Origin of the sequence: Amycolatopsis lexingtonensis (assembly GCF_014873755.1) — a bacterium.
GTDB lineage: Bacteria > Actinomycetota > Actinomycetes > Mycobacteriales > Pseudonocardiaceae > Amycolatopsis > Amycolatopsis lexingtonensis.
In genome coordinates this window covers 6,387,976-6,406,613 of sequence record NZ_JADBEG010000001.1, presented here as the reverse complement: position 1 = coordinate 6,406,613, position 18,638 = coordinate 6,387,976, and the positions used below count along the sequence as shown (strand labels likewise).

Here is an 18,638-nt window from a genome sequence, read left to right as displayed (position 1 = left end):
CCCCCATGATCTCGTCACGGGGGCCTTCACGGCGTCTCTCAAAACGGCCAGTCGGCGTTCTCGCCCGCCTCGAGCAGCGGGATCATCCGGAAGGCCTGGTCGGTCAGGTCGCCGAAGGTGTGCCGGTGCGGGCCGCCGGACGGCGCGTGGCCGAACCGGTAGCCCGCCAGGTTCCACGTGTACAGCGGAACGCGCGCGGGCAGCGCCTGCCCGACGTCGCCGTAGCCGGCCTGCTCGTCGGTCAGGATGACGACGCGGTCGTGCTTCGCGAAGTGCTTCCGCACCGCGCCGGCGGTGTTGGTGCCGCCGCCGAGGAAGAACCCGCCGGACTTCCAGCGCTCGACGTCGCTCAGCAGCGACCCGCCGGGCCGCAGCTTGAACGTCTTCGTGCGCGTGCCGCCGAGCAGCCGGTCCGAGAACGTCACGACGTCGGCCTCGGCGCACCGCCGCCCGAGCGCGAGCCCGAAGACCGCGGCGGCGTCCCAGCGCATCAGGGTGCCGTCGCGGCTGAAGCCCATGTTCATCGACGTCGAGGTGTCGACGAGCACGAGCGTCCGGCCGGGCAGCTGCGGAACGTTCGCCAGCGAGCGCGCGATCGCCTGCTCCAGCGCCCACGCCCAGCGCAGCGACGGCGCCGCCCGGTAGGCCGAGAGGAACCGCATCGGCAGCTGCCGCGACTTCGCGACCTGCGCGGGATCGGCGAGCTTCGCGGCAACGCGCTGCGCGACGTCGTCCGAGACACCGGCCTCGTCGAAGTTCCTCAAGTTCCGCAAGAGCGTCATGTAGCCCATGGACGGGATCAGCGCCTCCCAAACGCGCGCGTCCAGGGGACCCTGCAGCCAGCCGGCGACCGACTCCCACGTCATCCCCGCCGCGCGCAGGACGTCCGCCGCGTCCGGCCGCGCGAACAGCTCGCGCCGGCGCGGCGCGTCCCACGCCGTCAGCTCGGCGCGGGCGCGCAGCACGTTCAGTTCGGCCGGGAGCGGGTTGCCGCGGTCGTGGCGCTCGTCGAGGACGTGTTTGAACAGCGCGCCCTGGGTCGCGTCGCGGTTGGCCGGGTGCGTCAGCTCGAGGACGTCGGCGAAGCGGAACGCCCGCGCCGCCGAGTCCCACTTGGCGTACGAGCGCTCGTCGTAGAGCTTCCGCGCCGCGTCGGCCACGCCGCGCTTGACCGGCTTCGGGATGTTCTTGCCGTGCACGGAAGTCCAGTAGGCGAGCAGCTCCCCGGGCTCGTCGGCCCGCTGCAGCACGTCGGCGACGGCCTGCCGCCCGAGCCCGTCGAGCCCGGCGTCGAGGCGCGCCTTGGCGAACTCGGCCGCGCCGACGAGCGACGCGGTGCGCAGGTTCGCCTCGGAGCGCAGCCAGCGCAGGAACCGCGCGGTCCACTGTGGATCCTCGAGGGTCGACTTCCGGACCAGCTCGGCGTACCGGGTGTCGCGCGCGCCCGCGGACTCGTAGAAGGTGTGCTCACCGACCATGTTGGTGACGGCGAGCAGGAAGAGCTCGGACCGGGCGTCGCGCGCGTAACCGGCGCCACCCTCGTAGGTGACCCCGGACGGCGTGGCCTCACCACGGACCGGAGAGGTCGCGGCGGGCGCGCGTGCGGTGTTGAACTTGCTCATTTCTCCCCCTGATTTTTGGTGGGGGAGTCACGGCTTCAGCGATGCCCGAGATCGAAGTCGGTGAAGGTACGTTGCTGCTCTGCCACCTGAGCTACCGGACCACGTGGTCCGGGAGGGATTCGAACCCCCGACCTGCCCATTAGAAGTGGAAGTAACCCTCGCCTGCGCACCGGGCATCGGTGAAGCCGTGACTCCCGAGGTCTTGCTCGCACCGGGAGTGCGTTGGTCGCCCGAGATCGAAGTGGTGAAGGCTTTCGGGAGTCGAACCCAAGGGATACCAGAGAAGTAACCCTCACCGCCGCACCGGGCGAAGAAGACGTTAGCAAGGGGAACGAGAAGCGGAAACCGATTTTACCGGCTTCAGTATGCGTACTATAGTTGGTGTATGCGTACTAAAGTACAGGTGCGGCGATGGAGTTGAACCGGCCGCTGGCCACGGTGACCCCGACGCTGGACGGCGACGTGCTCGCTGTTCTGGCGGGCTTCGACGGGACGTTCACAACCGGTCAGCTGCACCGGGTGCTCGGCAGGCATTCCGAAGAAGGAATCCGGAAAGTCCTGCAGCGGCTGGTGCGCCAGGGTGTCGTGCACGCCGACCGGGTGGGCAACGCTTTCGCCTACCGGTTCAACCGGGACCACCTCGCCGCGGAGCACATCGCCGGGCTGGCGGGTCTGCGTGCGAAGCTGCTCGACCGGATCGAAACCACTTTGACGGCCTGGAAACCGCGGCCGCGCTACGCGGCGGTGTTCGGCTCGGCCGCACGCGGTTCGATGACCGCCGAGAGCGATATCGATCTCCTGCTGGTCCGGCCGGACGACGCCGACGAAGATCGTTGGGGCCTTCAGGTCGACGGTCTGGCTGCCGATGTTTCCCGGTGGACGGGCAACGACGCCCGGATCCTCGAATTCACCGTGGCCGAGGTCGCGGCTCGCGGCCGCGACGAGCCGGTGTTGAGCGACGTGGTGCGCGACGGCCTCACCGTGGCCGGCCGGCACGCCTGGCTGGCCGGGCAGATCCGGAAGAGAAAGAGCTGAAGTGCGAACGAAAAGATGCAGTCCCGACGTCCTGCGCGGTCGCTTGGCGAAGGCGGAGCAATGTGCACGCGGGGATCGCCGCCGACGCGCTCTGCTGCGCGGGGCTGGGTGAGCACGCGCAGGGTGAAAACCACAGCGACGCGGTCGAGCTTCTCGCCAAGGTGGACAAGGATGCGAGCCGGGCTCTGCGGGCGCTCCTCTCGTTGAAGACCAAGGCGGGCTACAGCCACACGTCCGCCACAGCCGAAGACTTCAAGCGGGCCGGTCGGAGTGCCGAAGCGTTGGTGATGCGAGCACGCCGACAGTAGTTCGTGCTAAGAACTATATATAGTAAGTTCGTAGCACGAACTACCACTGGGAGGAATCATGACGCACTTCGGCATCGGCGTCTCCACCGCGGTCGCCGCCGTCCCGAGCACCCTCGAACTCGCCGTCCAGGTCGACCGCGCCGGTCTCGACCTGCTCACCGTCTCCGATCACCCGTACCACGCCGACCGGCTCGACGCGTACGCCGAACTCGGCGTCCTGCTCGGGCGCACCGAACGGATCTCCGGCCTGGTCAGCGTCACCAACTTGCCGACGCGCCCGGCGCCGATGCTCGCGCGCACCATCACGAGCCTCTCCGCGCTCACCGGCGGCCGGATCGTGCTCGGGATGGGGGTCGGCGGCCTCTGGGACGACATCGCGCGGCTCGGGTTCACCAAACTGACCCCCGGGCAGGCCGTCCGCGCCTTCGAAGAGGGCATCCGGCTGGTAAAGATGCTCGGCGGGGGCGGCGACCCCGTCACCTTCGACGGCGAGTTCCACCAGGTCACCGATCTGGCACCGGCAGAAGAAGAGATGCCGCCGGTGTGGACCGGGTCCGTCGGGCCGAAGTCGCTCGCCGTCACCGGGCGGGTCGCCGACGGGTGGATGCCCGGCCACGCCGCGGACTGGCTCAGCGAGCGCTTTCGCACCTCGCGGCCGCTGATCGACGCGGCCGCCGTCGACGCCGGGCGGGATCCCGCCGACATCGCCACCGTCTACAACTTCCCCGGCCGCATCACCGAGCAGCCGCTGCCGAAGACGCGCGCCGAAGACGGACGCTGGATCGGCGGCTCGCCGGAGCAGTGGATCGAGGAGCTGACCGGCGCGGTGCTGGAGCACGACGCCGCCGGGTTCGTCCTGTTCGGTCCCGGCGGCAGCACGCCCGACGCGGTGTCCGCCGCGCGCTGGGCGGGCGAGATCGTGCCCGCCGTGCGGGAAGCCGTCGCGAAGTAGGCTGGTGCGATGGGGAAACGCGGGGAGGACCTCGGTGTCGTGGCCGGGCTCGTGCGGGCGTCGTTCCTGGTGAACGCCGTCTACGCCGAGTCGGCCCGCGAGTACGGGCTGACCGTGCAGCAGGGGCAGCTGCTGTGCGTGCTGATGGCGCAGCCGTACGGCATGGGCGAGCTCGGCGCGACGCTCGGCCTGGAGAAGTCCAGCCTCACCGGCCTGGTCGACCGCGCGGTCCGGCGCGGGCTCGTCCGCCGCGAGCCCGACCCGGACGACCGCCGCGCGGTGCACGTCGTGCTCACGGCGGAAGGGCGCGACCTGGTGGAGGAGTTCTACGCGGCGACGTGCCGGCGCGTAGACGAGCTGGCCGCGGGCCTGCCCGCACCGGACCGCGACCGGCTGGCCGGGCTGCTGGGGCGGATCGTCGCCGACAACGAGGCCCCGACTGTTTTCCTCGACGTCATCTGATCCCGACTTTCGTCGGGCCGTGGCCGGGTGACAGTGGGAGCGCCCAGGTTCCCCTTCGCCGAGGAGCACCATGAAGCGCCTGATCCCCGTTGCCGTCGCCGCGCTCGCCGCGGGTCTGCTCGCCGCCGCGCCCGCGCACGCGGCGACCGTCCACCGCGTCCTGTTCGACAACACCAAGGCCGAGACCGCCGGGAACGCCGACTGGATCGTCGGCACCGCCCAGCCCGACCCGACGGTGCAGAACTCCGCGCCGCAGAAGGAAACCGACTGGACCGGCGCGCTTTCGGCGTGGGGTGTCGCGCTGCAGAAGACCGGGCAGTACAGCATCAAGACGCTGCCGGCCGGCAACACCATCACCTACGGCACCGGCGGCGCGCTGGACCTCCAGAACTTCGACGAATTCGTGCTGCCCGAACCGAACGTCGTGCTGAGCGCGTCCGAAAAGACCGCCGTGATGCGGTTCGTCCAGAACGGCGGCGGGCTGTTCCTCATCTCCGACCACACCGGCAGCGACCGCAACAACGACGGCTGGGACTCCCCGGAGATCATCAACGACCTGATGACGAACAACGGCGTCGACAACACCGACCCGTTCGGCTTTTCGGTCGACCTGAAGAACATCTCCAGCGACCACCCGGTGGCCATCAGCGACTCCACGAACCCCGTGCTCAACGGCGCGTTCGGCACGGTCAAGCACAGCCTGATCGCCAACGGCACGACGTTCACCCTCAAGCCGGCCGACAACGCGAACGTCAAAGGCCTCGCGTACCTGAGCACGTCGTCGCCGGGCAACTCCAACGCCTTCTTCGTGACCAGCACCTTCGGCTCCGGCCGCGTCGCGATCTGGGGTGACAGCTCGCCGGCCGACGACGGCACCGGCCAGTCCGGCAACACGCTCTACAACGGCTGGACGGACTCGACGGCCGACAACGCGGCCCTCGGTCTCAACGCGACGGCGTGGCTCGCGGGCAGCGGCACCACGACGCCGCCGCCGGGCGGGTGCACGGCCGGGCAGCTGCTCGCCAACCCGGGCTTCGAGTCGGGCGCCACGGCGTGGTCGGCGTCCACGAGCGTGATCGGCCAGCACGGCACCGACGAACCCGCCCGCACCGGGACGTGGAGCGCCTGGCTCGACGGCTACGGCTCCGCGCACACGGACACCGTCAGCCAGACCGTGACGCTGCCGAGCGGGTGTTCGGCGTACACGTTCTCGTTCTGGCTGCACATCGACACGGCGGAGACGGGTACGACCGCGTACGACAAGCTGACGGTCAAGGCGGGCAGCACGACGCTGGCGACGTACAGCAACCTCAACGCCGCCAGCGGCTATCAGCAGCGAAGCTTCTCGCTGTCCGCGTACGCGGGCCAGTCCGTGACGCTCAGCTTCAGCGGCGTCGAAGGCTCACAGCTGCAGACGTCCTTCGTCGTCGACGACACCGCCGTTGCCGTGAGCTAGCTGGGGAAGCCCGAAGCGCGCCAAGCACCTTCGCCGGGGTGGAGCGGTCTACGCAGCGAAGCCGCGTGATCGCCCCACCACGAAGTACGCGGCTTCGGCTTCTTCGCGGGCGGAGCCGCCGACGCCGCGGCGACGACCGCCGTCAGCGCCGCCAGCTCGGCGTCGCTCGGGTTCCCGCGGACCACCCGCAGCAGGGGACGCGTTTCGTCGCTCACAGCGGGATGTTCCCGTGCTTCTTGGGCGGCAGCGACTCGCGCTTGTTCCGCAGCAGCGACAGCGCCCGCGCCACGTGCCCGCGGGTGTGCGCGGGGACGATCACCGAGTCGACATAACCGCGTTCGGCCGCCGCGTACGGGTTCAGCAGCGTGTCCTCGTACTCCTGGATCAGCTCGGCCCGCAGGGCGTCCACATCGCGACCCTCATTGGCCGCGTTCGCCAGGGTCTTGCGGTGCACGATGTTCGCCGCGCCCTGGGCGCCCATCACCGCGACCTGCGCGGTCGGCCACGCCAGGTTGATGTCGGCGCCGAGGTGCTTGGAGCCCATGACGTCGTACGCGCCGCCGTACGCCTTGCGCGTGATGATCGTGACCAGTGGGACCGTGGCCTCCGCGTAGGCGTAGATGAGCTTCGCGCCGCGGCGGATGATGCCGTTCCACTCCTGGTCGGTGCCCGGGAGGAAGCCCGGGACGTCGACGAAGGTGAGCACCGGGATGTTGAACGCGTCGCAGGTGCGCACGAACCGCGCGGCCTTCTCGGACGCGTCGATGTCGAGGCAGCCGGCGAACTGCGTCGGCTGGTTCGCCACGACGCCGACGCTCTGGCCGTCGACTCGGCCGAAGCCGACGATGATGTTCGGCGCGAACAGCTCGTGGACCTCGAGGAAGTCGCCGTCGTCGACCACGCGGTTGATGACCTCGTGCATGTCGTACGGCGTGTTCGGCGAGTCCGGGATGATCGTGTCGAGCTCGCGGTCCGAGTCGGTGACGTCGTCGAAGAAGCCCGCCGGCGCGTCCGACGGCTCGAAGACCGGCGCGTCCGACAGGTTGTTCTGCGGCAGGTAGGACAGCAGTTCCTTGACGTAGGCGATGGCGTCCTCGTCGTCGGAACCGAGGTAGTGCGCGACGCCGGACTTCGTGTTGTGGGTGCGGCCGCCGCCGAGCTCCTCGAAGGTGACGTCCTCGCCGGTGACCGTCTTGACGACGTCCGGGCCGGTGATGAACATCTGCGAGGTCTCGTCGACCATCACGATGAAGTCGGTCAGCGCGGGGGAGTAGACGTGCCCGCCCGCGTTGGCGCCCATGATCAGCGAGATCTGCGGGATCACGCCGGACGCCTTGACGTTGCGGTTGAAGATCTCGCCGTACAGGCCGAGCGAGACGACGCCTTCCTGGATGCGCGCGCCGCCGCCCTCGTTGATGCCGATGATCGGGCGGCCGGTCTTGATGGCCAGGTCCATGACCTTGACGATCTTCTCGCCGTAGACCTCGCCGAGGCTGCCGCCGAAGACGGTCACGTCCTGGCTGAACACGCAGACCGGGCGGCCGTCGACGGTGCCGTACCCGGTGACGACGCCGTCGCCGTACGGCCGGTTCTTCTCCTGGCCGAAGTTGGTCGAGCGGTGCCGGGCCAGCTCGTCGAGCTCCACGAACGAGTTCTCGTCGAGCAGCAGCTCGATCCGCTCCCGTGCGGTCTTCTTGCCCTTGGCGTGCTGTTTCTCCACCGCGCGGGCCGAGCCCGCGTGCACCGCCTCGTCATACCGGCGGTACAGGTCGGCCAGCTTGCCGGCCGTGGTGTGGATGTCCGGTTCATCCTCGGGCGGCGTCCCGAGCGGCTCCGTCGCACTGCTCATGCCACGGGAGCTTAGCTACTTGCCGGTCACTTCGCGTGTGGCGTAGGCAACGTCCATGGACATCCGGACCCTCGGCGCGGCCGACCTGCCCGCGTGCTCCGACCTGGCCGAATCCCGCTCGTGGCCGCGCGAGCCGCCGAAGTGGAAGCTGCTGCACCAGGTCGGGCGCGTGTTCGGCGTGCCGGCTCCGGACGGCGCGGGCCTGGCCGCCACCGCCGTGCTGGTGGCGTTCGGATCGGTGGCGTCGATCTCGATGGTGCTGGTCGCGTCCCGCTACGAGCGGCGGGGGCTGGGCCGCGCGATCACGGCCCACGCGGTCGCGGCGGCGGGCGAGGCGGTGGTGTGGCTCCACGCGTCCCGGGCCGGCCGCCCGCTGTACGAGTCGATGGGCTTCCTCCTCGACGGCGGCTGCCAGGGGCACGTGGGTCGATTTGTCGACGACGGGGGACCGGGCGCGGCGCCAGGGACGCTGTCGGACGTCTTACCGCTGGACCGCGCGGCGCACGGCGTGGACCGGAGGGCGCTGCTGGAGCGGCTGGGCACGCCGTTCGTGGTCGATGGCGGCTTCGCGTTCGGAGTGGACATCGGCCACGTGACCGTGATCGGCCCGGTGGTGGCGGAGACGGAGGAGCAGGCGAAGGCCCTGATCCGCGGGGTGGCGCGGACGGCGCCGGGGGAGGTCCGGGTGGACCCGGAGTTCCGGTTCCCGGCGCTCACGGCGTGGGTGCGGGAGCGCGGGCTGGCGCCGGGCGCCTTGGCGCCGCGCCTGGTCCTCGGCGGGCGGCCGCTCCCCGGCGACGCGGGGAAGCGGTTCGCCCCGTTCACGCGGGCGGTGGGTTAGGCAACCGGTTCGGGTGTTCCCGTGATCGCTTTCTTTTCGGCGCCCGTGATGCCGAATTCGATCGTTTTCACGATCCAGTAGGCGCTGAACACCCACAGCCCGGCGGCTTCCACCCAGAATAGGTTGACCCACCCCGCCCAGTCGAAAAGGCCGACCAAGACGGGGAGCCCGATCATCAGCCAGCCGATCGTCCGGTACGTGACGCGGAAGATCTTCTGTTTGTCTTCCGGGAGCAGGGTGAGGGTCTTCTTCGCGCAGAAAATCGCGGTCAAGCCGATGCCGACGAAGGTGATGATCGCGAAGACCGCGTGGCCGGCCGGGAAGGTGAAGTCGGCGGGCGGCCTGCCCTCGGGCACCGCGCACGGCAGCATGGCGACCAGGATCGTGCTGACCCCCGCGATGTTCAGCAGCCAGTTCTCGAGCGGGGTGAAGATCTTGTACAGGACCATGAACGTTCCCGTGGTGACGAGGGCGCCGACGAACACGTCTCGCAACGGCGTGTGGTAGTAACCGCTGATCGAGTCCGGTTGCGGGCCGGTGTCGGCCAGCGGGCCGACGAAGAGCAGGAAAAAAGGGAGCAGGAAGGCGATTCCCGCCATTCCCCAGCGGAGGGAGTAGTAGGTCTTGGCGATGTAGGTCCGCAGGGTTTCGTTGTTCGGTGGATTGTTCATGGCCGGCACCTCGGAATCTCGTGTGCCGGTGAGTCGCCCGCGGCGCGATCGCGGTTACGGTGTGCGCGCCGCTGATACCTGAACCGTTATTGCGCCGACGGCCGAATCAATCCCGATTCGTAAGCCGCGATCACCAGCTGCGCCCGGTCCCGCGCCGCCAGTTTGTGCAGCAGCCGGCCGATGTGGGTCTTCACCGTCGCGATCCCCAGGTGCAGGCGGGCGGCGATTTCGTCGTTCGACAGCCCCCGTGCGATCAGCGTCAGCACCTCCTGCTCCCGCGCGGTCACGCCGGCCAAGCGCGTCACCGGGCCCGTCGGCAGCCGGGCGAATTCCGCGACCAGGCGGCGCGTCACCGAAGGCGCCAGCAGTGCGTCCCCGGACGCCACCACCTCGATCGCCGCCAGGAGGTCCGCCGGGCGGGTGTCCTTCAGCAGGAAGCCGCTCGCGCCCGCGCGCAGGGCCGCGTAGACGTACTCGTCCAGGTCGAACGTCGTCAGCATCAGGACCCGGACCGCGGTCTCCGCGCAGATCCGGCGGGTGGCCTCGATGCCGTCCATTTCCGGCATCCGGACGTCCATGAGCACGACGTCCGGCTGTTCGCGCCGGGTCAGGGCGACCGCCTCGACGCCGTCGGACGCCTCGCCGACGACCTCCAGGCCCGGTGCGCTGTCGACCAGCACCCGGAAGCTGCCGCGCAGGAGCGCCTGGTCGTCGGCGATCAGGACGCGGGTCACCGGGCCGCCGCCGTTTCGTAGGGCAGCCGCGCGAACACGCGGAAGCCGTCGTCGGACGGGCCCGCGGAAAACTCGCCGCCGTAGACCGCCACGCGCTCGCGCATCCCGATCAGGCCGTGGCCCGGGGTCACGACGGCGCCGCCGCGGCCGTCGTCGCGGACTTCGATGGCCACTTCGCCGTCGCTGCCCGTGACGCGGATGCGGCACGTCGTCGCGGCCGCGTGCTTGACCACGTTGGTCAGCGCCTCCTGCACGATCCGGTACACCGACTGGCCGGCGCCGGCCGGCAGTTCGTCGAGGTCCTCGACGGCGAGGTCGACCGACAGGCCCGTCAGCTGCGCGCGGTCGGCGAGCGCGCGCAGGTCGGCGAGCGTCGGCGCGGGCGCCAGCGCCGGGACGCCGGTGCCGTCGCGCAGCACGCCCAGCACGCGCCGCAGTTCGGCCAGCGTCTCGCGGCTCGTGTCTTCGATGACCCGCAACGCTTCCCGTGCCTGGTCGGGCTGTTCGAGCGCGACGTGGTTGCCGACCGCGGCCTTCACCGCGATCAGGCTCATGCTGTGCGCGACGACGTCGTGCATCTCGCGCGCGATCCGCAGCCGTTCCGCGGAAACCGCTTCCCGCGCGTGGTTTTCCCGCTCGATCGCGGCGTACTCGCGGCGGCCGTGGACGGCGATGCCGAGCGCGAACCCGACGATCAGTGCCGACGCCCCGAAGTTCACCGTCGTCGCGGTGCTCGGGTTCGGCACCACGATGCCGAGGAGGCCGACCCCGAGCAGCCCGGCCGCGAACCCGATCCGCGAGGCGCGGCTGCCGCGGTGCACGACGAACGTGTACAGCGCGCACCCGGCGGCCACCACGGCGACCGCCAGCACCGGCCCGCCGATCGGCACCGCCGCCGCGGTCAGCACCAGGGACAGGACGTAGGCGGGCCGCGGCCACCAGCGCCGCAGCAGGATCGGCGTCACGCTCGTCAGCAGGATCGTCCAGCCGAGCCAGGTGGGCAGCCACAGCGGCAGCGCCCACGCGCCGGCGGCGAGGTTGCCGCCGGCGCCGATCGCCAGCACGAGGACCGCCAGCACGTCGAGAACCACGCGGATGCGCATGAACCGAACGTAATGCCGGGCCCCGGCGGCGCGCGTCAACCCTGGGTCGGACGCTCCGCGTAGTGCTTGCGCACGGCCTCGACGCGGTCCGGCGGCCAGTCCGGCAGCTTGACGTCGTGGGTGGCGGCGAACAGCTTGTCGAGCTGCTCGTGCCGCCGGGTCAGCTGGGCGGCGACGTCGGCTTCGGCCGCCTCGGTGAGCTCGACGCGGGTGCCGTCCTCCGGATCCTGGACGACGTCCCAGCCGGGTTCGTCCGGCAGCAGCGCCCGGACCTCGTCGACCGGCTTCCAGACCAGGTCGCGGCGGAAGCGGATGGTGCCGTCGGCGAGGACCTCGCCCTCGCCGAGGCCGAATTCGTCCACATAGGACGCCATCCGGTCGTGCCATTCCCGTGGTTGCTCGAAATCCCGTCCGGCCAGGCGCGCGTCGAGGGCGTCGAGGCAGACGTCCCAGCCGGCGGCGTTGCGGCCCGCGGCGAGCTTCGCGATCGCCGGGTCGCCGCGGCCGAAGGTGTGCGTGAACTCCAGGAGGCTGCCTTCCCCGTCCGGGGAGATCAGCCAGCGCAGGGTGTCGTCGTTCCAGACGAAGGTGAACTCGCGCGGCGGGTCGGCGGTCACGACCTGTCCGGTCGTCGACGTGTCCTCGCCGGGGAAGGTGAACCGGATCGCGCCGCCGTCGCGCAGCTCGACGTCGACCTTCGCCGGGAACCAGTGCGCGAGCTCGGCCGGGTCCGTGATGGCGCGCCAGACCCGCTCGGGTGCGTGCTTCAGCCGGCGTTCCAGCCTGAGCACCGGGCGTTCCTCGATGGTCTGCAGTTTCGCGGGCATGCCTGTATATAACCACTGAGGCATATAAGGGTCAAGCGCCGCGGACGGCGGCGACCGCGCCGGCGAGCTCCGGGTCGCTCGCGGCCTTGTCGAGCGCCGTCCGCAGCACCGCGCAGTAGGTCGGCTCGGTTTCGGCGTAGCGCTTGCGGCCGGCGTCGGTGATCACCGAGTAGACGCCGCGGCGGTCGTCTTCGCACAGGTCGCGGATGGTCAGGCCGGCGTCCTCGAGGCGGGCGCACATCCGGCTGACCGAGCTCTGGTTGAGCCCGATCGCGTCGGCGAGCTCCTGCATCCGCAAGCCGCCCCGCGGTCCGGCGACCAGCTTGCCGAGCGCGCGGTACTCGGACAGGCCGAGCCCGTGGCGTCGCTGCAGGGCTTTCGCGAGGTCCTGCTCGATCCGGGCGTGCAGCACGAGTACGCGTCCCCAGGCCTGTTCGTCGACGGTCATTTCACGCCTCCTCTTGACGCCAGGATAGTCCATGGGCAGTCTTTATATGTACATGCAAGTAACTGGAGGGGTTCCGAGATGAGTGACCGCAGCTTCCTGTTCCTGGTGGGTGCCGCGCGGGCCGGCGGCAACACGGAGATGCTGGCCCGGCGGGCGGCGAAGGCGCTGCCCGCGGACGTCGAGCAGCGCTGGATCCGGCTGCCGGAGGTGCCGCTGCCGCCGTTCGAGGACCGCCGCCACGGCGCCGGTTCGCACCCCGAGCCGGGGGAGAACGAGCAGCTGCTGATGGACGCGACCTTCGCCGCGACCGACATCGTGATCGTGTCCCCGGTGTACTGGTACTCGGTCGCGGCGAGCGTGAAGCTCTACCTCGACTACTGGTCCGGGTGGATGCGCCTGCCGGTGGAGTTCAAGCCGCGGATGCGCGGGAAGTCGTTGTGGGGCGTCAGCGTGCTGAGCGAAACCGCGCGCGAGGCCCAGCCGCTGATCGGCACGCTGGAACTGTGCGCCGAGTACCTGGGCATGAACTGGGGCGGGGTGCTCCTCGGCAACGGCAGCCGCCCCGGTGACGTGCTCCTGGACGACGCCGCGATGGCGGCCGCACCGGCGTTCTTCACCGGCGCGGACCTGGTCACCGCCTAGTCGAGGACGGCCTGCGCTATCCGGCGCAGGCCGTCGAGCAGGTCGGCGCCCGACGGCGCGTGGTCCGGGTCGATCAGCCACTGGAGCATCACGCCCGAGAGGAGGGCCTGGTGCACCGTGCCGGCGGCCCGGGCTTCGGCGCTGCCGTCGTCGAGGCCCTGGAAGAGGTTCGCCAAGCCGTGGCGGGCCAGTTCGAGCGCGCCGGCCAGCTGGGCGCGGACGGTTTCGTCGAGATCCGGCTGCGAGTACGCCTCGAACGTCATCGCCCACATCCGGCGGTGCTCCGGGAACGACTCGATGACGCGCTGCCAGATCAGCTCGAACCGTTCGGCGGGCGAGGCGGTCGCGGGTGCTTCGACCCGCAGCGTCTTGGCCAGGGTCTCGCCCCATTCCTCGTTCGCCTCGATCAACGCCGCGTTGAGCAGCGCTTCGCGCGAGCCGAAGTGGTACCCGATCGCGGCCATGCTCACGTTCGCCGCCGAGGCCAGGTCCCGGACGGTGGTGCGGGCGTAGCCCTTCTCGTTCAGGCACTGCTTCGCCCCGGTCAGGAGCGCTTCCCGGTTTCCCATGCCGCGAGCCTAGCACGAACGCCTTAGGCGAACGTCTTGCGCGATCGCCCAAATCGGGGTTACCGTTCCCGTCATGACGAGCAACCGAGTCCTCATCTCCGGCGCGAGCGTCGCCGGCCCCGCCCTCGCCTTCTGGCTCCGCCGGTACGGCTTCACGCCGACGGTCGTCGAACGCGCACCCGAACTGCGTGACGGCGGCTACGCGGTCGACTTCCGCGGTGCGTCGCTGGACGTCCTCGACCGCATGGGCCTGCTCGGCGCGGTCGAAGCGGCCGCGACGCGGATGGGCGAAGTGACCTATGTGGACGGTCAAGACCGGCCGCTGGTCGTCACGCCCCCGACGTACCAGAGCGGCGAACTCGAGATCCTGCGCGGCGATCTCTCGCGCATCCTGTACGACGCCACGAAGGACGACGTCGAGTACGTCTTCGGTGACTCGATCACCGGCATCACCGAGCGCGGCGACGGCATCACGGTGACCTTCGCGCACGGTGAACCGCGCGAGTTCGACCTCGTCATCGGCGCCGACGGGCTGCACTCGAACGTGCGCTCGCTGGTCTTCGGCGACGAGCGGCGGTTCCGCCACGACCTCGGCTACTACGTCTCGATCTGCACCGTGCCCAACCACCTGGCGCTCGACCACGTCGGCCGGTTCCACAACGAGCCCAACCGCACGGTCGGCGTCTACAGCGCGCGGGACAACAGCGAAGCCAAGGCGTTGTTCTGGTTCGGCGCCGACCGGCTCGACTACGACCACCGAGACGTCGGGCAGCAGCGCCGGATCGTCGAGGAACGGTTCGCCGGCGTCGGCTGGGAGACGCCGGCGCTGGTCGACGCCATGCGTGCGGCGCCGGACTTCTACTTCGACTCGGCGAGCCAGATCAAGCTCGACTCGTACGCACGCGGGCGCGTCGCGCTGGTCGGCGACGCCGCCTACTGCGCCGCGCCGCTTTCGGGGATGGGCACGAGCCTGGCGGTCGTCGGCGCGTACGTGCTGGCGGGCGAGCTGGCTTCGGCGTCGTACGAAACGGCGTTCGCCGCGTACGAAAGGGAAATGCGGCCCTTCGTCGACGCGTGCCAGAAACTGGCGGAGGGCAACGGGAAGTGGTTCGTCCCGCCGACGCGCGCGTGGCTGAAGTTCCGCAACCTCACCTACCGGCTGCTGCCGTACCTGCCGTGGCGCAAGCTGATCGAGGAGTTGCCGCTCAAGGCGGGCAACGCGATCACGCTGAAGCAGTATGCGGAGGTGCCGGTGTGACGCCGCGGCGCTTCGCGATGCCGGCCATGTTCTCCTCGCCCCAGTCGCCCAGCGGCAGCAATGCGGTGTTCAACCGCTGACCCAGCTCGGTCAGCGAATACTCGACCTTCGGCGGGACCTCGTGGAACACCTCGCGGTGCACGACTTCGTCCGCCTCCAGTTCCCGCAGCGCCTGGATGAGCATCTTCTCGCTGATCCCGGCCACCTTCCGCTTCAGCTCGCCGAACCGCAGCGGCTCGGCGTGCAACGCCCACAGGATCAGGGCCTTCCAGCGCCCGCCGATCACGTCGACGGCCGCGTCCAGTCCGCAGCGGTAGGTCCGAGGCTGCATGCGCCGATCCTTACTTTTCGGTGGGTACCTGACTTATTAGTCGGTACTTGTCCAGTGTAAAGCGCTGCCCGCAGCATGGAACCCATGGGAGAAAGCAAGAAACACGTGAGCGTGCTCGGCCTGGGGCGGATGGGCTCCGCCCTCGCCGGCGCGTTCCTGGGGGCGGGACACGACGTCTCGGTGTGGAACCGGTCGCCGCTCAAGGCGGGCCCGCTGCTCGACCGCGGCGCCCGGCTCGCGGCCACGCCGGCGGAGGCGGCCGCGGCGGACGTGATCGTCAGCTGCCTGTCCACCTACGAAAGCCAGCAACCGGTGCTGGACGCGGCCTCGCTGCGGGGCCGGACACTGGTGAACCTCACGTCCGGGACGCCGGAACAGGCCCGCGGCGTCGCGAAGTGGGCGGCCTCGGAAGGCATCGATTACGTGGACGGCGTCATCATGGCGGTGCCGCAGGGCATCGGCACGCCGGGCGCGCGGATCCTCTACAGCGGCTCGGAACCGGCGTTCACGGCCCAGCGAGAGGTACTGGAAGTACTGGGCGAGCCGGTGTTCCTCGGCGAGGACGCCGGGATGGCGGCACTCCACGACCTGGCGCTGCTCGGGATCATGTGGTCGGCGATGGGCGGCTACCTGCACGCGCTCGCCCTGGTCGGCAGCGAAGGCGTCACGCCGGCGGAGTTCACGCCGATGGCGCTGGACTGGCTGTCGTCGGTCGGCGGCTTCCTGGCCGGGATCGGCGCGCAGGTGGCCAGCGGCGATTACGAAACCGATGTGTCCGCTTTGGACATCAACGCGGCCGGGCTCGGCCTGCTCGTCGAGACGAGCCGCGAACAGGGCATCAGCACGGAGGTGCCCGCCGCCCTGCGGGCGTTGTTCGACCGCGCGGTGGCGGCGGGCCACGGCGCGCACGCGATCGCGAGCGTCATCGAGGAGATCCGGTGAAGTACCTGGGGAAGAAGGCCGTCGTCACCGGCGGCACGCACGGCATGGGCCTGGCGGTGGTGCGCGCCCTGCTCGACGGCGGCGCCGAGGTGCTGCTGACCGGCCGCGATGTCTCGCCGCTCGAGGGGAAACTGCCGGGCAAGGCCCACCTGCTGTCGTCCGACGCGGCCCGCCTGACCGATGTCGCCGAGCTGGGCGCGGTCGCCGCCGAGAAGCTCGGCGAGCTGGACCTGGTGTTCCTCAACGTCGGCTTTTCGACGCTGACCCCGTACGAGGCGGCGACGCCCGAGGTCTACGACCGCACCTTCGACGTCAACACCAAGGGCGCGTACTTCACGGCGCAGCGCCTGGCCCCGCTGGTGCGCTCTGGTGGTTCGTTCGTCTTCACGACGTCGGTCGCCGCCGAGGCCGGGATCGCCGGGATGGGCCTGTACTCGGCGGCGAAGGCGGCGGTGCGGTCGTTCGCGCGCACCTACGCGGCCGAGCTGGCGCCGCGCGGGATCCGGGTCAACGTGGTCAGCCCGGGCTACACGGACACGCCGACGATGGGCGTCACCGGCGTCCCGGCCGAAGTCCTGGCGGGGTTCAAGACCCACGGCGACGAGATCACGCCGTTGAAACGCCACGCGACGCCCGAGGAAGTGGCGGCGGCGGTGCTGTTCCTGGCCTTCGAGGCGACGTTCACCACCGGCGCCGACCTCCCCGTGGACGGCGGTCTCGGCCAGCGCCTCACCCTGCCCGCGTGAGGTGGACGTCCAGGCCGGTGCCGCCCGGCGCGCGATCGGGGCGGAGGACGAGGTCGTCGTCGTAGTCACCGCCGTTCTGCGTGCGGAACGGGATCGGCTCGGTCGTGGCGAGTGCGCGGAGGCGGCTTCGCAGTAGTTCGCGGGCTTCGGCGAATTCTTCGTCGGACACCCGGTCGGCACCGAAGACCGGAACGGGCGGCAGCACGGACATCCCGGCGTAGAACAGCGTCCCGTGGTGCAGCGGGAACAGGACGTCGGCCAGCGCGCCGTTCACCCCGCGCGGCCCCATGGCCGGCTCGCGGGCGCCCGCGGTGAGCACCACCACCGCGCGCTTGCCCGCGAGCCGGCCTTCGCCGTAGCGCAGGGTCCGGCCGTCCTCGCCGCGGACGCCGTACCCGAAGCCCTTCACGAAAACGCGGTCGAACCAGCCCTTCAGGATCGCCGGCAGGCCGTACCACCACAGCGGGAACTGCACGACGACGGCGTCCGCCCAGGTCAGCTTTTCCTGTTCGGCGACGATGTCCGCGCTCAGTTCGCCCCGCGCGTGCGCCCGCGCCGACGTCGCCCCGACGACCAGCCGCTCGTCCCCGGCCTCGGCCCCGAAGTCGGCGGCGTCGACGACCGGATTCCACTTCATCGCGTACAGGTCCGACTCCCGGACGTCGTGCCCGAGCTCCTGAAGTGTCCGGAGCCCGTCGTCGCGAAGGGCCCCGCTCAGCGAGCGCGGTTCGGGATGCGCGAAAACCCACAAGACGTTCATGACCTCGATGGTCACGCGGTCGGCGGGGTGATTCGAGTGGCCCGATGGCCAACCTGTGCAAGAATCGGGCCATGGCCGAATTCGTGCACCCGAACCGCCACCACGTCGCCGTCCTGGTCCGCCACGGCATGCTCGTGATGGAGCTGGGCATCGTCCACCGGCTGTTCGGGCAGGCGCGGTCGGCCTCCGGCGAGCCGCTGTACGAGGTCGTGACCTGCACGCTCGAGCCCGGCCCGGTGCGCACCGACTCGGACTTCACCATCCCGATCGACCGCGGCCCCGAAGTGCTGGCCGAGGCGGACACGGTGATCGTCCCCGCGTCCCTGGCCGAGTACGAGCCGATGGCCCGCGTGCTGACCCCGCCGCTCAAGGCCGCGCTCGCCCGCATCCCCGGCCACGCCCGGATCGCGTCGATCTGCACCGGCGCGTTCGTGCTCGCCGCGGCCGGGCTCCTCGACGGCCGCCCGGCCACCACCCACTGGCGCTCCGCCGAGGAACTGCAGGACCGGTTCCCCGAGGTCGACGTCGATCCCTGCGTGCTCTACACCGACGACGGCGACGTCCTGACCTCGGCGGGCGTCGCCGCCGGCATCGACCTGGTGCTGCACATGATCCGCCGTGACCACGGCGCGGCCGTGGCCAACGAGGTCGCCCGCGGCACGGTCGTCTCCCCGCACCGAGAGGGCGGCCAGGCCCAGTTCGTCCGCCGCCTGGTGCCGGAACCGCGGACGTCGTCGACGAAGGAAGCCCGCGCGTGGGCCTTGGAAAACCTGCACCGGCCGTTGACCCTGCGCGAACTCGCCGCCCGCGAGGCGATGAGCACCCGGACGTTCACCCGCCGCTTCCGCGAGGAAGTCGGCATTTCGGCCTTGCAGTGGCTGACCCAGCAACGCGTCGAGCGCGCCCGCCAGCTCCTCGAGGAAACCGACCTCCCGGTCGACCGCGTCGCCACCGAAGCGGGCTTCGGGACGGCGGCGTCCCTGCGCCAGCACTTCCAAGCGGCCCTCGGGGTGTCGCCGAGCGCGTACCGCTCGACGTTCCGCGGCGAACTGGCCACGCAAGCCGGGTAAATCCGGCTAGCG

The 18,638-nt window shown here is 70.6% G+C and carries 22 protein-coding genes and 1 tRNA gene; 11 read left to right on the top strand and 12 right to left on the bottom strand.

What is annotated here, in order from left to right:
* Positions 1 to 38: 38 nt before the first annotated feature.
* Together H4696_RS28975 and H4696_RS28970 are read right to left on the bottom strand one after the other, a co-directional pair.
* Positions 39 to 1,622 (bottom strand): TROVE domain-containing protein, encoded by a 1,584-nt coding sequence (locus H4696_RS28975; RefSeq protein ID WP_086861004.1) that lies wholly within the window; start codon positions 1,620 to 1,622, stop codon positions 39 to 41.
* Between the two features lie 104 nt (positions 1,623 to 1,726).
* Positions 1,727 to 1,795: transfer RNA gene (locus tag H4696_RS28970), tRNA-OTHER, on the bottom strand.
* Positions 1,796 to 2,033: 238 nt separating this feature from the next.
* Between H4696_RS28970 and H4696_RS28965 the strand changes: the two genes are divergently transcribed.
* The 5 genes from H4696_RS28965 (at position 2,034) to H4696_RS28945 (ending at position 5,835) form a co-directional block, all read left to right on the top strand.
* On the top strand, positions 2,034 to 2,657 hold the full coding sequence (locus H4696_RS28965) for a nucleotidyltransferase domain-containing protein (RefSeq protein ID WP_086861003.1): 624 nt from the start codon (positions 2,034 to 2,036) through the stop codon (positions 2,655 to 2,657).
* A 62-nt stretch (positions 2,658 to 2,719) separates the two neighbouring features.
* A complete protein-coding gene (locus tag H4696_RS28960) occupies positions 2,720 to 2,965 on the top strand; it encodes a hypothetical protein (RefSeq protein ID WP_211299694.1) in 246 nt (81 codons plus the stop codon).
* Between the two features lie 58 nt (positions 2,966 to 3,023).
* Positions 3,024 to 3,917: an LLM class flavin-dependent oxidoreductase gene (locus tag H4696_RS28955; RefSeq protein ID WP_086861001.1), complete on the top strand. Its 894-nt coding sequence runs from the start codon at positions 3,024 to 3,026 to the stop codon at positions 3,915 to 3,917.
* 9 nt (positions 3,918 to 3,926) lie between these two features.
* On the top strand, positions 3,927 to 4,379 hold the full coding sequence (locus tag H4696_RS28950; protein WP_086861000.1) for a MarR family winged helix-turn-helix transcriptional regulator: 453 nt from the start codon (positions 3,927 to 3,929) through the stop codon (positions 4,377 to 4,379).
* 70 nt (positions 4,380 to 4,449) lie between these two features.
* Entirely contained in the window at positions 4,450 to 5,835 is a 1,386-nt protein-coding gene (locus tag H4696_RS28945; protein WP_086860998.1) for a hydrolase, read from the top strand.
* On the opposite strand, the gene H4696_RS28940 is transcribed toward H4696_RS28945, so the two are convergent.
* Positions 5,832 to 6,050: an acyl-CoA carboxylase epsilon subunit gene (locus tag H4696_RS28940; protein WP_192782597.1), complete on the bottom strand. Its 219-nt coding sequence runs from the start codon at positions 6,048 to 6,050 to the stop codon at positions 5,832 to 5,834. The two genes, H4696_RS28945 and H4696_RS28940, sit on opposite strands and share 4 nt — an antisense overlap.
* On the bottom strand, positions 6,047 to 7,684 hold the full coding sequence (locus H4696_RS28935; protein WP_086857137.1) for an acyl-CoA carboxylase subunit beta: 1,638 nt from the start codon (positions 7,682 to 7,684) through the stop codon (positions 6,047 to 6,049). Before H4696_RS28935 ends, H4696_RS28940 begins: the two co-directional genes overlap by 4 nt.
* Positions 7,685 to 7,739: 55 nt before the next feature.
* Between H4696_RS28935 and H4696_RS28930 the strand changes: the two genes are divergently transcribed.
* Positions 7,740 to 8,525, top strand: a complete 786-nt coding sequence (locus H4696_RS28930) for a GNAT family N-acetyltransferase (protein WP_086857138.1) — start codon at positions 7,740 to 7,742, stop codon at positions 8,523 to 8,525.
* Here H4696_RS28930 and H4696_RS28925 read toward each other — a convergent pair.
* The 5 genes from H4696_RS28925 to H4696_RS28905 form a co-directional block, all read right to left on the bottom strand.
* Complete coding sequence (locus H4696_RS28925; protein ID WP_086857139.1) at positions 8,522 to 9,196, bottom strand: hypothetical protein; 675 nt, start codon at positions 9,194 to 9,196, stop codon at positions 8,522 to 8,524. The two genes, H4696_RS28930 and H4696_RS28925, sit on opposite strands and share 4 nt — an antisense overlap.
* 86 nt (positions 9,197 to 9,282) lie before the next feature.
* A complete protein-coding gene (locus H4696_RS28920) occupies positions 9,283 to 9,930 on the bottom strand; it encodes a response regulator (protein WP_086857140.1) in 648 nt (215 codons plus the stop codon).
* A complete protein-coding gene (locus tag H4696_RS28915; protein ID WP_086857141.1) occupies positions 9,927 to 11,033 on the bottom strand; it encodes a sensor histidine kinase in 1,107 nt (368 codons plus the stop codon). The genes H4696_RS28920 and H4696_RS28915 overlap by 4 nt, the downstream gene beginning before the upstream one ends.
* Positions 11,034 to 11,068: 35 nt before the next feature.
* Complete coding sequence (locus H4696_RS28910) at positions 11,069 to 11,860, bottom strand: SRPBCC family protein (RefSeq protein ID WP_086857142.1); 792 nt, start codon at positions 11,858 to 11,860, stop codon at positions 11,069 to 11,071.
* A gap of 31 nt (positions 11,861 to 11,891) precedes the next feature.
* Positions 11,892 to 12,308: a MarR family winged helix-turn-helix transcriptional regulator gene (locus H4696_RS28905; RefSeq protein WP_086857143.1), complete on the bottom strand. Its 417-nt coding sequence runs from the start codon at positions 12,306 to 12,308 to the stop codon at positions 11,892 to 11,894.
* Between the two features lie 78 nt (positions 12,309 to 12,386).
* On the opposite strand from H4696_RS28905, the gene H4696_RS28900 reads away from it, so the two are divergent.
* Positions 12,387 to 12,950: a flavodoxin family protein gene (locus tag H4696_RS28900; RefSeq protein ID WP_086857144.1), complete on the top strand. Its 564-nt coding sequence runs from the start codon at positions 12,387 to 12,389 to the stop codon at positions 12,948 to 12,950.
* On the opposite strand, the gene H4696_RS28895 is transcribed toward H4696_RS28900, so the two are convergent.
* Positions 12,947 to 13,519, bottom strand: coding sequence for a TetR/AcrR family transcriptional regulator (locus tag H4696_RS28895; protein WP_086857145.1), 573 nt, complete (start codon positions 13,517 to 13,519; stop codon positions 12,947 to 12,949). The genes H4696_RS28900 and H4696_RS28895 overlap by 4 nt on opposite strands.
* A 73-nt stretch (positions 13,520 to 13,592) precedes the next feature.
* Between H4696_RS28895 and H4696_RS28890 the strand changes: the two genes are divergently transcribed.
* Positions 13,593 to 14,777 (top strand): FAD-dependent monooxygenase, encoded by a 1,185-nt coding sequence (locus H4696_RS28890; RefSeq protein WP_086857146.1) that lies wholly within the window; start codon positions 13,593 to 13,595, stop codon positions 14,775 to 14,777.
* Here the strand turns inward: H4696_RS28890 and H4696_RS28885 are convergent.
* The gene (locus H4696_RS28885) at positions 14,743 to 15,108 is read right to left on the bottom strand and encodes a winged helix-turn-helix transcriptional regulator (protein WP_192782596.1); all 366 of its coding nucleotides are present in this window, start codon (positions 15,106 to 15,108) and stop codon (positions 14,743 to 14,745) included. The two genes, H4696_RS28890 and H4696_RS28885, sit on opposite strands and share 35 nt — an antisense overlap.
* Positions 15,109 to 15,192: 84 nt before the next feature.
* Between H4696_RS28885 and H4696_RS28880 the strand changes: the two genes are divergently transcribed.
* Positions 15,193 to 16,050, top strand: a complete 858-nt coding sequence (locus H4696_RS28880) for an NAD(P)-dependent oxidoreductase (RefSeq protein WP_225955833.1) — start codon at positions 15,193 to 15,195, stop codon at positions 16,048 to 16,050.
* A complete protein-coding gene (locus tag H4696_RS28875) occupies positions 16,047 to 16,796 on the top strand; it encodes an SDR family oxidoreductase (RefSeq protein WP_192782595.1) in 750 nt (249 codons plus the stop codon). Before H4696_RS28880 ends, H4696_RS28875 begins: the two co-directional genes overlap by 4 nt.
* Here H4696_RS28875 and H4696_RS28870 read toward each other — a convergent pair.
* Positions 16,780 to 17,556, bottom strand: coding sequence for an NAD(P)H-dependent oxidoreductase (locus tag H4696_RS28870; RefSeq protein ID WP_169734853.1), 777 nt, complete (start codon positions 17,554 to 17,556; stop codon positions 16,780 to 16,782). The genes H4696_RS28875 and H4696_RS28870 overlap by 17 nt on opposite strands.
* A gap of 71 nt (positions 17,557 to 17,627) precedes the next feature.
* Here H4696_RS28870 and H4696_RS28865 point away from each other — a divergent pair, with 71 nt between their 5' ends.
* Positions 17,628 to 18,626: a GlxA family transcriptional regulator gene (locus H4696_RS28865; RefSeq protein ID WP_086857149.1), complete on the top strand. Its 999-nt coding sequence runs from the start codon at positions 17,628 to 17,630 to the stop codon at positions 18,624 to 18,626.
* The last annotated feature ends 12 nt before the right edge of the window (positions 18,627 to 18,638 follow it).

Excerpts from the sequence above, each read along its gene's own strand:
- H4696_RS28975 (WP_086861004.1), bottom strand. The coding sequence starts at position 1,622 with ATGAGCAAGTTCAACACCGCACGCGCGCCCGCCGCGACCTCTCCGGTC.
- H4696_RS28965 (WP_086861003.1), top strand. The coding sequence starts at position 2,034 with ATGGAGTTGAACCGGCCGCTGGCCACGGTGACCCCGACGCTGGACGGC.
- H4696_RS28955 (WP_086861001.1), top strand. The coding sequence starts at position 3,024 with ATGACGCACTTCGGCATCGGCGTCTCCACCGCGGTCGCCGCCGTCCCG.
- H4696_RS28950 (WP_086861000.1), top strand. The coding sequence starts at position 3,927 with ATGGGGAAACGCGGGGAGGACCTCGGTGTCGTGGCCGGGCTCGTGCGG.
- H4696_RS28945 (WP_086860998.1), top strand. The coding sequence starts at position 4,450 with ATGAAGCGCCTGATCCCCGTTGCCGTCGCCGCGCTCGCCGCGGGTCTG.
- H4696_RS28935 (WP_086857137.1), bottom strand. The coding sequence starts at position 7,684 with ATGAGCAGTGCGACGGAGCCGCTCGGGACGCCGCCCGAGGATGAACCG.
- H4696_RS28930 (WP_086857138.1), top strand. The coding sequence starts at position 7,740 with ATGGACATCCGGACCCTCGGCGCGGCCGACCTGCCCGCGTGCTCCGAC.
- H4696_RS28925 (WP_086857139.1), bottom strand. The coding sequence starts at position 9,196 with ATGAACAATCCACCGAACAACGAAACCCTGCGGACCTACATCGCCAAG.
- H4696_RS28915 (WP_086857141.1), bottom strand. The coding sequence starts at position 11,033 with ATGCGCATCCGCGTGGTTCTCGACGTGCTGGCGGTCCTCGTGCTGGCG.
- H4696_RS28910 (WP_086857142.1), bottom strand. The coding sequence starts at position 11,860 with ATGCCCGCGAAACTGCAGACCATCGAGGAACGCCCGGTGCTCAGGCTG.
- H4696_RS28905 (WP_086857143.1), bottom strand. The coding sequence starts at position 12,308 with ATGACCGTCGACGAACAGGCCTGGGGACGCGTACTCGTGCTGCACGCC.
- H4696_RS28900 (WP_086857144.1), top strand. The coding sequence starts at position 12,387 with ATGAGTGACCGCAGCTTCCTGTTCCTGGTGGGTGCCGCGCGGGCCGGC.
- H4696_RS28895 (WP_086857145.1), bottom strand. The coding sequence starts at position 13,519 with ATGGGAAACCGGGAAGCGCTCCTGACCGGGGCGAAGCAGTGCCTGAAC.
- H4696_RS28890 (WP_086857146.1), top strand. The coding sequence starts at position 13,593 with ATGACGAGCAACCGAGTCCTCATCTCCGGCGCGAGCGTCGCCGGCCCC.
- H4696_RS28885 (WP_192782596.1), bottom strand. The coding sequence starts at position 15,108 with ATGCAGCCTCGGACCTACCGCTGCGGACTGGACGCGGCCGTCGACGTG.
- H4696_RS28880 (WP_225955833.1), top strand. The coding sequence starts at position 15,193 with ATGGGAGAAAGCAAGAAACACGTGAGCGTGCTCGGCCTGGGGCGGATG.
- H4696_RS28870 (WP_169734853.1), bottom strand. The coding sequence starts at position 17,556 with ATGAACGTCTTGTGGGTTTTCGCGCATCCCGAACCGCGCTCGCTGAGC.
- H4696_RS28865 (WP_086857149.1), top strand. The coding sequence starts at position 17,628 with ATGGCCGAATTCGTGCACCCGAACCGCCACCACGTCGCCGTCCTGGTC.